The sequence below is a fragment of the Burkholderia sp. AU30280 genome, assembly GCF_020420125.1.
Taxonomy (GTDB): Bacteria; Pseudomonadota; Gammaproteobacteria; order Burkholderiales; family Burkholderiaceae; genus Burkholderia.
In genome coordinates this window covers 53,657-67,620 of sequence record NZ_JAIZRY010000007.1, presented here as the reverse complement: position 1 = coordinate 67,620, position 13,964 = coordinate 53,657, and the positions used below count along the sequence as shown (strand labels likewise).

12 protein-coding genes and 1 riboswitch are annotated in these 13,964 nt (G+C 68.0%); of the genes, 8 read left to right on the top strand and 4 right to left on the bottom strand.

The window, feature by feature from the left end:
• The first annotated feature begins 6 nt into the window (after positions 1–6).
• The 6 genes from LGN17_RS17410 to LGN17_RS17385 all read left to right on the top strand — a co-directional run bounded on the left by LGN17_RS17410 (position 7) and on the right by LGN17_RS17385 (position 6,157).
• Entirely contained in the window at positions 7–1,035 is a 1,029-nt protein-coding gene (locus LGN17_RS17410) for an ABC transporter substrate-binding protein (RefSeq protein ID WP_226197895.1), read from the top strand.
• A complete protein-coding gene (locus LGN17_RS17405; protein ID WP_174915200.1) occupies positions 1,036–1,860 on the top strand; it encodes an ABC transporter permease in 825 nt (274 codons plus the stop codon).
• A 10-nt stretch (positions 1,861–1,870) separates the two neighbouring features.
• Positions 1,871–2,773, top strand: coding sequence for an ABC transporter permease (locus LGN17_RS17400; RefSeq protein WP_226197894.1), 903 nt, complete (start codon positions 1,871–1,873; stop codon positions 2,771–2,773).
• A 13-nt stretch (positions 2,774–2,786) separates the two neighbouring features.
• A complete protein-coding gene (locus tag LGN17_RS17395) occupies positions 2,787–3,818 on the top strand; it encodes an ABC transporter ATP-binding protein (RefSeq protein ID WP_226197893.1) in 1,032 nt (343 codons plus the stop codon).
• Positions 3,819–3,902: 84 nt separating this feature from the next.
• Positions 3,903–4,727, top strand: coding sequence for a phosphodiesterase (locus LGN17_RS17390; RefSeq protein WP_226197892.1), 825 nt, complete (start codon positions 3,903–3,905; stop codon positions 4,725–4,727).
• A 230-nt stretch (positions 4,728–4,957) separates the two neighbouring features.
• Entirely contained in the window at positions 4,958–6,157 is a 1,200-nt protein-coding gene (locus tag LGN17_RS17385) for an MFS transporter (RefSeq protein ID WP_226197891.1), read from the top strand.
• Between the two features lie 21 nt (positions 6,158–6,178).
• Here the strand turns inward: LGN17_RS17385 and LGN17_RS17380 are convergent, their stop codons facing one another.
• Positions 6,179–7,351: an EamA family transporter gene (locus LGN17_RS17380; RefSeq protein ID WP_226197890.1), complete on the bottom strand. Its 1,173-nt coding sequence runs from the start codon at positions 7,349–7,351 to the stop codon at positions 6,179–6,181.
• 507 nt (positions 7,352–7,858) lie between these two features.
• Between LGN17_RS17380 and LGN17_RS36730 the strand changes: the two genes are divergently transcribed.
• Positions 7,859–9,556, top strand: coding sequence for a methyl-accepting chemotaxis protein (locus LGN17_RS36730; protein ID WP_319000835.1), 1,698 nt, complete (start codon positions 7,859–7,861; stop codon positions 9,554–9,556).
• A gap of 19 nt (positions 9,557–9,575) precedes the next feature.
• Here LGN17_RS36730 and LGN17_RS17365 read toward each other — a convergent pair whose 3' ends face one another.
• The 3 genes from LGN17_RS17365 to LGN17_RS17355 all read right to left on the bottom strand — a co-directional run bounded on the left by LGN17_RS17365 (position 9,576) and on the right by LGN17_RS17355 (position 11,389).
• The gene (locus LGN17_RS17365; protein ID WP_226197889.1) at positions 9,576–10,364 is read right to left on the bottom strand and encodes a molybdopterin-dependent oxidoreductase; all 789 of its coding nucleotides are present in this window, start codon (positions 10,362–10,364) and stop codon (positions 9,576–9,578) included.
• Between the two features lie 29 nt (positions 10,365–10,393).
• Complete coding sequence (locus LGN17_RS17360; RefSeq protein ID WP_175951804.1) at positions 10,394–11,026, bottom strand: cytochrome b/b6 domain-containing protein; 633 nt, start codon at positions 11,024–11,026, stop codon at positions 10,394–10,396.
• 87 nt (positions 11,027–11,113) lie between these two features.
• Entirely contained in the window at positions 11,114–11,389 is a 276-nt protein-coding gene (locus LGN17_RS17355) for a pentapeptide MXKDX repeat protein (protein WP_011351498.1), read from the bottom strand.
• Positions 11,390–11,658: 269 nt separating this feature from the next.
• Positions 11,659–11,775, top strand: a riboswitch (TPP riboswitch).
• Between the two features lie 124 nt (positions 11,776–11,899).
• On the opposite strand from LGN17_RS17355, the gene thiC reads away from it, so the two are divergent.
• Positions 11,900–13,831, top strand: coding sequence for a phosphomethylpyrimidine synthase ThiC (thiC, locus tag LGN17_RS17350; protein ID WP_175951803.1), 1,932 nt, complete (start codon positions 11,900–11,902; stop codon positions 13,829–13,831).
• Positions 13,832–13,964 lie beyond the last annotated feature (133 nt).

The window sequence follows — 13,964 nt, the reverse complement described above, 5'->3', positions numbered from 1 at the left end:
CCTACCGTGTCCTTTCGCCTGACCTCGCTGCTGCGCGCGCTTGCCGCGCCGCTCACCTGCGCCGCGCTCGTCGCCGGCGCACCCGCCGCCCACGCCGACGAAACGGCGATCTGCTACAACTGCCCGCCCGAATGGGCCGACTGGGCCGCGCAGATCGCGGCGATCAAGCAGAAGACCGGCATCCGCGTGCCGTTCGACAACAAGAACTCGGGCCAGGCGATCGCGCAGCTGATCGCCGAGCAGAAGAGCCCGGTCGCCGACGTCGTGTACCTCGGCGTGTCGTCGGCGTTCCAGGCGAAGGACAAGGGCGTGATCGCGCCGTACAAGCCCGCGCACTGGAACGATATCCCCGCGAACCTGAAGGATCCGCAAGGCTACTGGTTCGCGATCCACTCGGGCACGCTCGGCTTCTTCGTGAACAAGGACGCGCTCGACGGCAAGCCGGTGCCGCGCTCGTGGGCCGATCTGCTGAAGCCGGAATACAAGGGCATGGTCGGCTATCTCGATCCGTCCAGCGCATTCGTCGGCTACGCGGGCGCGGTGGCCGTCAACCAGGCGCTCGGCGGCAGCCTCGACAATTTCAAGCCGGCGCTCGACTGGTTCCGCAAGCTGAAGGCGAACGCGCCGATCGTGCCGAAGCAGACCGCGTATGCGCGCGTGCTGTCCGGCGAGATTCCGATCCTGCTCGACTACGACTTCGACGCGTATCGCGCGAAGTACAAGGACAACGCGAACGTCGAGTTCGTGATTCCGAAGGAAGGCACGATCGCGGTGCCGTACGTGATGAGTCTCGTGAAAGGCGCACCGCACGACGCGAACGGCAGGAAGGTGCTCGACTTCGTGCTGTCGGACGAAGGCCAGAAGCTGTGGGCCAATGCGTACCTGCGTCCGGTGCGCGCCCAAGCGCTCAGCGCCGACATCGCATCGAAATTCCTGCCGGCAAGCGAGTACGCACGGGCCAAATCGGTCGACTTCGGCAAGATGGCGGCCGGTCAGCAGGCATTCGGCCAGCAATACCTGCAGGTGATGCAGTAAATGCTCGACCTGACTTTCCCGCTGCGCTGGCGCGTCGCGCTCGTCGCGCCGGCACTCGCGGTGTTCGCTGCGTTCTGGCTACTGCCGATGGCGGCGCTCGTGCAGGTGTCCGCCGACGGCGCGTTCTTCTCGCACTACGCGGCGCTGCTCGGCAATGCGCGCTACATGAAGAGCCTCGGCGAGACCGTCGCGCTGTCCGCGGGCGTCACGCTCGCGACGCTCGCGCTGTCGACGATCTCGGGCCTCCTGCTCGCGCGCCGCGAATTCGCGGGCAAGCGCGTGCTGCTCGCGCTGCTCACGTTTCCGCTCGCGTTCCCGGGCGTCGTCGTCGGCTTCATGGTGATCATGCTGGCCGGTCGGCAGGGGCTGATCGGCATGCTGTCCGCAAAGCTCACCGGCGACAAGTGGGTATTCGCGTACTCGGTCGCGGGGCTGTTCATCGGCTACCTGTACTTCTCGATTCCGCGCGTGATCGTCACCGTGATCGCGGCGGCCTCCAAGCTCGACGCGTCGCTCGAGGAAGCCGCGCGTTCGCTCGGCGCATCGCCGTGGCGCATCTTCGTCGACATCGTGCTGCCCGCGCTCGCGCCGGGCCTGATCGCGGCCGGCGCAATCTGCTTCGCGACCGCGATGGGCGCATTCGGCACCGCGTTTACGCTCGCCACCGACCTGAACGTGCTGCCGATGACGATCTATACCGAGTTCACGCTGAACGCGAACATCGCGACGGCGGCCGGCCTGTCGATCGTGCTCGGCATCGTCACCTGGGCCGTGCTTGCGCTCGCGCGCCGCTTCACCGGCCACACCGCCGCCGCCGCGGCCTGAGGATTCCTGCATGCCATCGCTTTCCGGCTCTTCCACGCCGTCGCCGGCCCCCGCTCCCGCTCCCGCGCAGGCGAACGGTGTCGCCCGCCGCACGCCGCACGTCACCGGCGCGCGCGCGATCGCCGCGCTGCAATGGGGCGTCACGCTGCTGCTGTGTGCCTTCCTGATCGTGCCCGTCGTGATGTCGGTGCTCGCGGGTCTCACCGTCAACTATTTCCGCGGCCTGTCGAGCGGCCTCACGCTGCGCTGGCTCGAACAGGTGTGGCAGCAGTATCACGGCTCGATCGCGCTGTCGCTTTACGTCGCGTTCGCCACGCTCGCGATCGTGCTCGTCGTCGGCGTGCCGGCCGGCTATGCGCTCGCGCGCAGCAAGAGCCGTGTCGCGCGCGCGATCGAAGAGGCGCTCGTGCTGCCGGTCGCACTCCCCGGCCTCGCGTCGGCGCTCGCGCTGCTGGTCGTGTACGGCGGCTTCACCGCGTTCCGGATGAGCCCGTGGTTCATCGTGGTCGGCCACGTCGTGTTCACGCTGCCGTTCATGGTGCGCGCGGTCGCGGCCGTCGCGGCCGGCGCCGACCTGCGCACGCTCGAGGAAGGCGCGGCCAGCCTCGGTGCGTCGTTCGTCACGCGTTTCGTCACGATCGTGCTGCCGAACCTGCGCCCCGGCATCGTCGCGGGTGCGCTCGCGGTGCTCACGCTGTCGATCGGCGAATTCAACCTCACGTGGATGCTGCATACGCCCGACACCAAGACACTGCCCGTCGGGCTCGCCGATACCTATGCATCGCTGCGCCTCGAAGTCGGCAGCGCGTACACGATCCTGTTCCTGCTGATGACACTGCCGCTGCTCGTCGCGATGCAGTGGCTCGGCGTCGATCCGTCCGGCACGCGCGCGCTCAAGAAGCGCCCGCGCTGAATTTCTCGCAGACATGAAACTCGATTCCACCCCCATCACCCTGACCCGCTGCGCGAAGACGTTCCGCGGCACGCGCGTGCTCGAACCGCTCGACCTGTCAATCGGCGCGGGCGAGACGCTCGTGCTGCTCGGACCGTCCGGCTGCGGCAAGACCACGACGCTGCGCCTGATCGCGGGCCTCGACACGCCGGATGCCGGCGGCACGATCGCGTTCGGCAATGACGACGTGACCGCGCTGCCGATCGAGCGCCGCCAGGTCGGCATGGTGTTCCAGAACTACGCGCTGTTTCCGAACCTGACGGTGCGCGGCAACGTCGGCTACGGGCTGAAGATCCGCAAGACCGAGCCGCGCGCGCTGCGCGAACGCGTCGACGAGCTGCTCGCGATGATGCGGCTCGACGCGCATGCGGACAAGCCGATCGACCAGCTGTCGGGCGGCCAGCGCCAGCGCGTTGCACTGGCCCGCGCGCTGGCGGTGAGGCCGCGCGTGCTGCTGCTCGACGAGCCGTTGACCGCGCTCGACGCGAAGCTGCGCGACACGCTGCGTCGCGAGATGAATGCGCTGCTGCGCGAACTCGGCGTGACGACCGTCTACGTGACGCACGACCAGGCCGAAGCGATGGAACTCGGCGACCGGATCGTCGTGATGGGCGCGGGCCGCATCGAGCAGATCGGCACGCCGCGCGACATTTACTACCACCCGGCAAACCGCACCGTCGCGCAGTTCATCGGCACGCTGAACCGGCTCGCCGGGCAATGGCGTGACGGCGCGCTGGTGACCACGGGCGGTGCGATCGCGACGCCGCACGCCGCCGACGAGTGGTTCTTCCGCCCCGAGGATGCGCAACTCGCCGACCTCGCGCATGCGCCGCTGCGCGGCGCGGTCAGTGCGTGCGCGTTCCTCGGCGAGCGCACGCGACTCACGATCGAGCATGCGGCCCCCGACGCGCTCGTGATCGACGTGCCGGGCCGCATCGCGCTCGCACGCGGCACGGCGGTCGGCCTCGCGATCGCACCGGAAGGCCTGATCGCGCTCGGCGCGTAATCCGTCCTTCCGGCATCATTCATGCAGCCCCCCACCGCGGCGCACGACGCCGCGACAACAATCAGACGATTCCGAGGAACGACGATGCTGCTTGCTCAAATCAGCGATCTCCACATCAAGCGTCCGGGCCAGCTCGCGTACCGGCGCGTCGACACCGCGGCCGCGCTCGCGCGCTGCATCGCAAGACTGAACGCGCTCGAGCCGCGCCCCGACGCCGTGCTCGTCACCGGCGACCTGACCGACTTCGGCCACGATGAAGAGTACGGCCACCTGCGCGGGCTGCTCGCGACCCTCGAGATTCCGTACTACCTGATGATCGGCAATCACGACGACCGCGCCGGGCTGCGCCGCGCGTTCGCCGATCGCGCCGAGCTGCAGGAGGGCGAATTCGTGCAGTACGCGCTCGACGTCGGCGCGGTGCGCGTTCTGGCGCTCGATTCACAGGTTCCCGGCGCCAGCCATGGCGACCTGTGCGACGCACGGCTCGCGTGGCTCGCCGCACAGCTCGACGCCGCGCGCGACCGGCCCGTGATCGTCGCGCTGCATCACCCGCCGTTCGTGGCGGGAATCGGCCACATGGACAAGCTGCGCCTCGCACCCGCCGCTTCCGCCCAACTCGACGCGCTGCTGCGCGGCCATCCGAACGTCGAGCGCGTGCTGTGCGGCCATGTGCACCGCACGATGTTCACGCGCTTCGGCGGCACGATCGCAGCCGCGGTGCCGTCGCCCGCGCATCAGGTCGCTTTCGACCTGCGGACCGATGCGCCGTCCGCCTTCCGGCTCGAACCGCCGGCGTTCGCGGTCCATCGCTATGCGCCCGATACGGGGATGACGTCGCATCACGTGTATGTCGATGAAGGGGCCGGACCTTATCCGTTTTATGAACCGACGGGCGAGCTGGTCGACTGACGGGTTGAAGCACGCACGATGAAGGGCGGCGGCCGGCCGGTTATGCCGGTTATGCCGGTTATGCCGGTTACGCCGGTTACGCCGGGTGGGCCGGGTGGGCCGATTGGCCCCCGTCCGGCAGGATTCACGTCGCTCCGGTATGATCGGCAGCCTTGAGCGGCTGCCCTGCCCGCCTGCGCACCCGACGCGTGCGCCGCGCGCCGCGCCGCCCCACTTCCGTCCGCGCTGCCATGTCCACCGCCTCCACCGACCGTCCGACCGACGCCGCCTCGCCCCACTATTCGCGCAGCCTGCTGTTGCTGCTCGCGACGATCGCGGGCGTGTCCGTCGCGAACATCTACTACAACCAGCCGCTGCTCGACAGCTTCCGCTCGGCGTTTCCCGACGGCGCTTCGTGGATCGGCGCCGTGCCGACCGCGACGCAGCTCGGCTATGCGGCCGGCATGTTCCTGCTCGCGCCGCTCGGCGACCGCTTCGACCGCCGCGGGCTGATCCTGATGCAGATCGCCGGCCTGTCGGTCGCGCTGATCGTCGCGGCCACCGCGCCGTCGCTGGCCGTGCTCGCCGTCGCGAGCCTCGCGATCGGCGTACTCGCGACCATCGCGCAACAGGCCGTGCCGTTCGCCGCCGAGATCGCACCGCCGGCCGAACGCGGGCACGCGGTCGGCACCGTGATGAGCGGCCTGCTGCTCGGCATCCTGCTCGCGCGGACGGCTGCCGGCTTCGTCGCCGAGTATTTCGGCTGGCGCGCGGTGTTCGCCGCGTCGGTCGCGGCGCTCGTCGCGCTGGCCGCCGTGATCGTGCTGCGACTGCCGCGCAGCTCGCCGACGTCGACGCTGTCGTACGGCAAGCTGCTCGGCTCGATGTGGCATCTGGCGGTCGAGTTGCGCGGGCTGCGCGAGGCATCGCTGACGGGCGCCGCGCTGTTCGCGGCATTCAGCGCGTTCTGGCCCGTGCTCACGCTGCTGCTCGCCGGCGCGCCGTTCCATCTCGGCCCGCAGGCAGCCGGCCTGTTCGGGATCGTCGGTGCGGCAGGCGCGCTCGCGGCACCGTACGCGGGCCGCTTCGCGGACACGCGCGGCCCGCGCGCGATCATCTCGCTCGCGATCGCGCTGCTCGCGCTGTCGTTCGTGATCTTCGCGCTGTCGGGCACGAGCCTCGTCGGGCTCGTGATCGGCGTCGTCGTGCTGGACGTCGGCGTGCAGGCCGCGCAGATCTCGAACCAGTCGCGCATCTATGCGCTGAAGCCCGACGCGCGCAGCCGCGTCAACACCGTGTACATGGTGTGCTATTTCATCGGCGGCGCACTCGGCTCGTCGGCCGGCGTCGCCGCATGGCACGCGTTCGGCTGGATCGGCATGTGCGCAACCGGGCTGGTGTTCACCGCGCTCGGGGGCTGGTTCCACCATCGCGGCGGCCGGCGCGGCTGAGCGCGACCGGCCACGGCGGCGTCACGCGTCGGCGCGGGGCGCTGCCGGTTCGGCGGCCGGCGGCGTGGCGAACGCCGGCGCCGGATCGACGACCGCGGCAGGATCCATCACGGCAGCCGGAACCGGCACGGCCATCGGAACGGCGGAAGGCGCCAGGATCGGCGCCGCATCCGGGATCTCGATCTGCTCGGGCGCCGATGCAGCCTCCGCCGTCGACGCGGCAGCCGCGGCAGCCGAGCTGGCGGCTGCCGCGCGTGCCGCGGGCCGGCGCGCCGGATCGAACACGAACGACAGCCCGACGCTACCCAGGATCGCGACGGTCGCGACCACGGTCGCCATCGTCACCGGCTCGCCAAGCAGCAGCGCACCGAGCGCAACCGCGACGATCGGGTTCACGTACATGCAGCTGCTCGCGATGATCGGGCTCGTGTGGCGGATCAGGTAGCCGTACGCGACATACGCGGCCATCGTGCAGAACACCATCAGGTACAGGAACGCGAACACTGGCCCCGCCATCACGTGCTCGATGCGTTCGCCGATCAGCCAGGCAACGAGCGTCGAGATCATGCCGCCGAGGCCGATCTGCAGCGACGTCGACAGAAACAGGTCGGACGGCAGCTTGAGCCGCGTCGCGAGATGCGCGCCGCCGGCCCAGAACAATGCGCCGGCCAGCACGCAGATCGTGCCGAGCGCCGAATTCTGCGCGGCCGCGCCGCCCGAGTTCAGCACGACGATGCCGACCATCCCGAGCGCGACGGCGCCCCACTCGCCTTTCGTGACCGGCCGCCCGGCGACCGCCGCGATCACGGTCGCGAACAGCGGCACCGTGGCCACCATCACCGCGGCGGAGCCGCTGCTGACCGAGCTGATCCCGAGCGCGATCGTGCCGGACGACAGCGCGACGAGCATCGTGCCGACGATCCCGGCATTGCGGATTTCGAGCAGCGTCGGCCATTCGGGCTTGCGCCGCAGCGCGAAGATGAACAGGCCGATCCCGCCAAGCAGGTTGCGCAGCCCCGACAGCAGCAGCGGCGGGAACGACTGCAGCGCGAAATGCAGGCCGCTGTAGGTCGAACCCCAGACGAAATAGATGAAGACGAGCGCCAGCGCCACGCGGCCGCCGCGGCTTTGCGGCAGGCGGATCCGGAACGAGAAGCGGGCGAGGAAGTCGAGAAGGCGGTCGAGCGGCGTCATTGCGCAGCCTGCCCGCACGTCACGCCGCGTGCTCCGCTGAAAGATACCGGCGATGCCGGCAAACGGCCCTGGCGGGACCGGGAAGGCAGAGCGAACGTGCGGAACGACATGGCAGTGCGAACGGCGGCGAAAGAGAACCGGCAAGCGGCGGCAGAGGGACAAAAAAACGCGCGCAACCGTTTCGGCTGCGCACGCTCGGCATTATGGCATCACGGATTCGAAAGCAACGTCGGACCTGTCTGAAAGCATCGGGAATGACGCATCCGCACGACAGTGCCTCCGGCGACGATGCACGCCGCGCCCGCCGCACGCCGGGCGCACCGCCTCGTTCGTGTGCCGGATTCGACGCAGGCCGTCACGCGTGCGCGAACGGTTCGTTGCGCCTCAAGTTAACAATCGACATTGCCGTTTACCTTTTTATAACCCTGATCCCAGCATGGATTTGTCAGACATATCGGCTGGCGCTCGGGGATGGCGGGTTTCTCGTTTCGACATGGGTGACGGTGGATGAGCAAGCTGACAGGCACAATCAAATTCAAGATCGCGCTCGCATTCGGCGCGTGCTTTCTCGTGATGGTCGCGATCGGGCTGACAGGGGTCCGCGGACTCGCGAAGCTGAGCACGGACATGGACGGGATGTACGCGCTCGGCACCATTCCGGTCGAGGACCTGGCGACGACGCACAGCGCGTCGCTGCAGATGCGCGTGATGCTCGACAGTCTCGCCGCGCAAACGAACCCGAGCGACGCGAAGCGCGACGTCGAGCGCGTGCGCGAATCCGACAAGAAGCTGACCGCCGCGTGGAACGACTACTACCCGGCCAAGGTGACCGCGGACGACGAGCGCAAGATCGCCGACCAGATCGCGAGCCAGCTCGCCGCGTTCCGTTCGCTCGCCGACACCGCGCTCGCCGCGGCGGAGGCCGGCAACGCCGAGGCCGTCGGTGCGACACTCGACAAGCTGCACCCGGTCGGCAACGCACTGAGCGACAGCGTCGATTCGGACATCGCGATCAACGTGGCGCAGGTGAAGGACGCCGCCGCGCAAGGCAGCGATACGTTCCACCTGCTGCAGTGGGTGTCGTTCGGTGTGCTTGCCATCGGCGTGGCGGTGGCGATCGGCGCGTGGTTCTATTTGCAGCGCGCAATCACACAGCCGCTCGAAATCGCGATGACGGCTGCCCGGCGCATCGCGGACGGACGGCTTGAAAACCGGCTCGAGACCCGCTCGACGGACGAATTCGGCCGCCTGCTGAGCGCGCTGCGCCAGATGGACACGCAGCTCGCCGGCATCGTGCGCGGCATCAAGACGTCGAGCGAGTCGATCCTGGTCGCGTCGAAACAGATCGCGGCGGGCAACATGGATTTGTCGTCGCGTACCGAGGAACAGGCCGCGTCGCTCGAGCAGACCGCGGCGAGCATGGACGAACTGACCGCGACGGTCAAACAGAACGCGGAGAACGCGCTCCAGGCGACGACGCTCGCGACGAACGCATCGCAGATCGCGGACAGGGGCGGCGAAGCGGTCGGGCAGATGCTCGCGACGATGACGGAGATCAGCACGAGCTCGACGAAGATCGCCGACATCACCGGCCTGATCGAGAGCATCGCGTTCCAGACGAACATCCTCGCGCTGAACGCGGCCGTCGAGGCGGCCCGCGCCGGCGAACAGGGACGCGGCTTCGCCGTCGTCGCCGGCGAGGTGCGCAGCCTCGCACAGCGCGCGTCGAGCGCCGCGAAGGAGATCAAGGACCTGATCCAGCGCTCGGCGACGACCGTCCGGGAGGGTTCGACGCAGGCCGAGGCAGTCGGCCGCACGATGAGCGAGATTCAGCAGGCGATCCGCCGCGTCTCGGACATCAACGCGGAGATTGCCGCCGCATCCGACGAGCAAAGCCGCGGCATCGAACAGGTCAACGTGGCCGTCGGCCAGATGGACGAAGTCACGCAGCAGAACGCGGCGCTCGTCGAGGAAGCGTCCGCGGCGGCGCAGTCGCTCGAACAGCAGGCCGCGGAGCAGAAGCGCGCGATCTCCGTATTCAGGCTGTCCGGCGAAACGGGCGAAACCGGCGAGGCCGGCGCGATCCCGGCGGCGGCCTCCGCCGCCGCGCACCGGCCGCAGCGCCCCGCCCCGCGCCGCGCTGCGGCCCGGCCGGCGCTGGCGACGGCAGGCGCGGCCGGGCCGGCCGACTGGGAGACGTTCTGACGCGCGGGCGCAGCGCCGCCTACGACCCGCCGAACCAGTTGTACCCCTGGTCAACCCAGTAGCCGCCCGGAAACGTATCGGTCACGAAGATCTCCATGATGTGCTTCGGGTTCTTGTAACCGAGCTTGGTCGGCATCCTGAGCTTCATCGGGAAGCCGAATTCCGGCGGCAACCGCTGGCCGTCGTAGTCGAACGCGAGCAGCGTCTGCGGATGCAGCGCGGTCGGCATGTCGATGCTCTCGTAGTAATCGTCCGCGCACTTGAAGCCGACGTACTTCGCCTGCGTATCGGCGCCGGCGCGTGCGAGAAACGCGCCGAACGGCGTGCCGCCCCAGCGGCCGATCGCGCTCCACCCCTCCACGCAGATGTGCCGCGTGATCTGTTCCGCGTGCGGCAGCGCATACAGCTCGTCGAGCGTCCACACGCGCTTGCCCGTCACGCGGCCGGACAGCACGAGTCGATACGTCGACGCATCGACGTGCGGCACGTCGTCGATCCCGTAGTACGCGTTGAACGGGAACGGTCGCGTGATGTCGGCTTCGGTGTAGGTCGGCGCGAGCCGCTCGCCATTGAACAGCCACGCCTGCACGCGGTCGTTCATGCGCGACACCTTCTCGAGGAACGTGTTGACCGATGCATCGTCCTGCAGCGTGCAGCCGGTCAGCATCGTCAGGCCGCCGAGCGTCAGCACGCGCCGGTTGAACAGCCGCCGCGACGGCATCTCGAGCTCGCGGCGCACGTCGAGTTCGAGCGACTTCCGGTCGAGCGTCCAGCGCGAACCGTCGCGCTTGTATTCGGATTCAGACATGATGATTTCCTTCGCCCGACGTTGACGGGTCAGCGCCCGCGCAACATCGCGAGCAGCGAGCGCGGCACCAGCAGCGCCATCGCGACGTGAACGACAACGAATGCGACGAGCAGCGACATCGCCCAGAAGTGCACGACACGCGCGTTGTCATAGCCGCCGAACAATTCGCGCAGCAGCGGGAATTGCACGGATTTCCAGATCGTGAGCCCCGACAGCACCAGTACGACGAGATCGACGATCGCGGTCAGGTAGGCGGCACGCTGCACCGCGTTGTAGACGCTCAGGTCGGCGTGCGACAGCCGCCCGCCGAGCGCGGCACGGATGTCGCGCCAGATCGACGCCGGCGTGACGGGCAGCATCTTGCGCGCGAGGCGCCCCGTCGCGATCGACATCGCGAGGTAGAACAGCCCGTTGCCGACCAGCAGCCACATCGCCGCGAAATGCCATTGCAGCGCGCCGCCGAGCCAGCCGCCCAGCGTGATGCCATGCGGAAACACGAACGGCGGATAGATCGGCGACGCATCGTAGATGCGCCAGCCGGACAGCACCATCAGGATCGCCGCGAGCGCGTTGAGCCAGTGGCTCGCGCGCACCCACAGCGGATGGATCGGGCGCGCGGGCGGCGTGGCGGCCGCGCGGCCGGTGGCAGGAACGGTTTGCATGATGAAGTCTCCCGGAATGGGTCGACGAAGCGCGATGCGGGCGGCCGCCGTGCGACGCACGCGCCGGCCGCGCCGCGCCTGCCTCCGTCAGTTCGACGGCGCCATCTTGTCGCCCGACGGCTTGCCCATCTCGTCGTGCGACATCGCGTCCTTCTTCATCGCGTCTTTCTTCATCGCATGCTTCTTCATGCCGTCCTTCTTCATCGCGTCATGGCCCATTGCATCCTTGGCCATCGCGTCGTGGCCCATCGCGTCCTTCGACATCGACGAGCCGGGCTGCGACATCGCATCGTTCTGGGCATACGCGCCCGTGGCGATCGTGGCGAAAGCGGCGACGCAAGCGGCAATCAGTACTTTTTTCATGACATCTCTCCACAACATGGGTTTAAGGAGCCGAATAGACGGACGACGTCGCGGGAAATGACAGCCGCTGCGAAAATTTTTTTGAAGTTGCGCGAAAGCGCGTCATGTTGCACCGCTTCACCACTGCCGGCCGAGCCGCAGGGCCATGCGGCGGCGACGCGCGCTGCCATTTCGACGGGCCATCGCACCCGCCCGCCATGCTGCGGCCGCGCCAGGGCAGCCGATCCTCTCCCGGTTGAAACCGCCGCCAAGCCAGTGTATCGTGTGCGCTGCTAACGCGGGGGTCCTGCAATGCGCTCGGTCAAACAACCGGCATTGCGGGTGAGAAATACCCTTTGAACCTGATCTGGATAATGCCAGCGCAGGGAAGCGTACGGATTTCACCGCCATCCTTCTGACGAAATCCGCCGCCTCACCAAGCCTCGTCTCCTGCTTAGCTCGAGCCCCACATACTTCAAGGGCTCCGGGCAAGCGCCGAAGCGCCTGTCCGGCGCTCGCACAGGAGATTGCATGAACGCCAATCCGAAGTTTCTGTCCGCCGACGCTCACGTCGATGCCGCGGCCGTCGCCCCGCTGCCGAATTCCCGCAAGGTTTATGTAACCGGCTCGCAGCCCGACATCCGCGTGCCGATGCGTGAAATCACGCAGGCCGATACGCCGACCGGCTTCGGCGGCGAAAAGAATCCGCCGATCTACGTGTACGACACGTCGGGCCCCTACACCGATCCTGACGCGAAGATCGACATCCGCGCGGGCCTCGCCGCGCTGCGCCAGGGCTGGATCGAGGCACGCGGCGACACCGAAGTGCTCGGCGGCCTGTCGAGCCGGTACGGCCTCGAGCGCGCGGCCGACCCGGCCACCGCCGACCTGCGGTTCCCGGGCCTGCACCGCAACCCGCGCCGCGCACAGGCCGGCAAGAACGTCACGCAGATGCACTATGCGCGCCAGGGCATCATCACGCCGGAAATGGAATTCATCGCGATCCGCGAGAACCAGCGCCGCGCCGAGTACCTCGAGAGCCTGAAGGCAAGCGGCCCGAACGGCGCGAAGCTCGCCGCGATGATGGGCCGCCAGCACCCGGGCCAGGCGTTCGGCGCGGCGGCCTTCGGCGCGAACGCGCCGGCCGAGATCACGCCGGAATTCGTGCGCTCGGAAGTAGCGTGCGGCCGCGCGATCATCCCCGCGAACATCAACCACCCGGAATCCGAGCCGATGATCATCGGCCGCAACTTCCTCGTGAAGATCAACGCGAACATCGGCAACTCGGCCGTCACGTCGTCGATCGGCGAGGAAGTCGACAAGATGACGTGGGCGATCCGCTGGGGCGGCGACACGGTGATGGACCTGTCGACCGGCAAGCACATCCACGAAACGCGCGAGTGGATCATCCGCAACAGCCCGGTGCCGATCGGCACGGTGCCGATCTACCAGGCGCTGGAAAAGGTCAACGGCAAGGCCGAGGACCTCACCTGGGAAATCTTCCGCGACACGCTGATCGAACAGGCCGAGCAAGGCGTCGACTACTTCACGATCCACGCGGGCGTGCGCCTGCAGTACGTGCCGCTCACCGCGAACCGGATGACCGGCATCGTGTCGCGCGGCGGCTCGATCATGGCGAAGTGGTGCCTTGCGCATCACAAGGAAAGCTTCCTGTACGAACACTTCGAAGAGATCTGCGAGATCATGAAGGCGTACGACGTGAGCTTCTCGCTCGGTGACGGCCTGCGCCCCGGCTCGATCTACGACGCGAACGACGAAGCGCAGCTCGGCGAGCTGAAGACGCTCGGCGAACTCACGCAGATCGCGTGGAAGCACGACGTGCAGGTGATGATCGAAGGCCCCGGCCACGTGCCGATGCAGTTGATCAAGGAGAACATGGATCTCCAGCTCGACTGGTGCAAGGAAGCGCCGTTCTACACGCTCGGGCCGCTGACCACCGACATCGCGCCGGGCTACGACCACATCACGTCCGGCATCGGCGCCGCGATGATCGGCTGGTTCGGCACCGCGATGCTGTGCTACGTGACGCCGAAGGAGCACCTTGGCCTGCCGAACAAGGACGACGTGAAGGAAGGCATCATCACGTACAAGCTCGCCGCGCACGCGGCCGACCTGGCCAAGGGCCACCCGGGCGCGCAGGTGCGCGACAACGCGCTGTCGAAGGCGCGCTTCGAGTTCCGCTGGGAAGACCAGTTCAACATCGGTCTCGATCCGGACAAGGCGCGCGAATTCCACGACGAAACGCTGCCGAAGGATTCCGCGAAGGTCGCCCACTTCTGCTCGATGTGCGGCCCGCACTTCTGCTCGATGAAGATCACGCAGGACGTGCGCGAATTCGCGGCGCAGCAGGGCGTGTCGGAATCCGAAGCGCTGAAGAAGGGGATGGAAGTGAAGGCGGTCGAGTTCGTCAAGACCGGCGCCGAAATCTATCACCGCCAGTAAGCGCATGCGCGATCCGGCGCTCCCCGCCGGATCGCCTCGCCATGCACGAAGCCCGCTTTCGAGCGGGCTTTTTTGCGCATGTTGCGTGCCTGCCGGCGCGTGGGAAAACCACCGGAAACAATTCATTACGAAA

Coding starts and splice junctions, on each gene's coding strand:
- LGN17_RS17360 (WP_175951804.1), bottom strand. CDS start 11,026: ATGCAAACCGTTCCTGCCACCGGCCGCGCGGCCGCCACGCCGCCCGCG.
- LGN17_RS17395 (WP_226197893.1), top strand. CDS start 2,787: ATGAAACTCGATTCCACCCCCATCACCCTGACCCGCTGCGCGAAGACG.
- LGN17_RS17380 (WP_226197890.1), bottom strand. CDS start 7,351: ATGACGCCGCTCGACCGCCTTCTCGACTTCCTCGCCCGCTTCTCGTTC.
- thiC (WP_175951803.1), top strand. CDS start 11,900: ATGAACGCCAATCCGAAGTTTCTGTCCGCCGACGCTCACGTCGATGCC.
- LGN17_RS17355 (WP_011351498.1), bottom strand. CDS start 11,389: ATGAAAAAAGTACTGATTGCCGCTTGCGTCGCCGCTTTCGCCACGATC.
- LGN17_RS17365 (WP_226197889.1), bottom strand. CDS start 10,364: ATGTCTGAATCCGAATACAAGCGCGACGGTTCGCGCTGGACGCTCGAC.
- LGN17_RS17405 (WP_174915200.1), top strand. CDS start 1,036: ATGCTCGACCTGACTTTCCCGCTGCGCTGGCGCGTCGCGCTCGTCGCG.
- LGN17_RS36730 (WP_319000835.1), top strand. CDS start 7,859: ATGAGCAAGCTGACAGGCACAATCAAATTCAAGATCGCGCTCGCATTC.
- LGN17_RS17385 (WP_226197891.1), top strand. CDS start 4,958: ATGTCCACCGCCTCCACCGACCGTCCGACCGACGCCGCCTCGCCCCAC.
- LGN17_RS17390 (WP_226197892.1), top strand. CDS start 3,903: ATGCTGCTTGCTCAAATCAGCGATCTCCACATCAAGCGTCCGGGCCAG.
- LGN17_RS17400 (WP_226197894.1), top strand. CDS start 1,871: ATGCCATCGCTTTCCGGCTCTTCCACGCCGTCGCCGGCCCCCGCTCCC.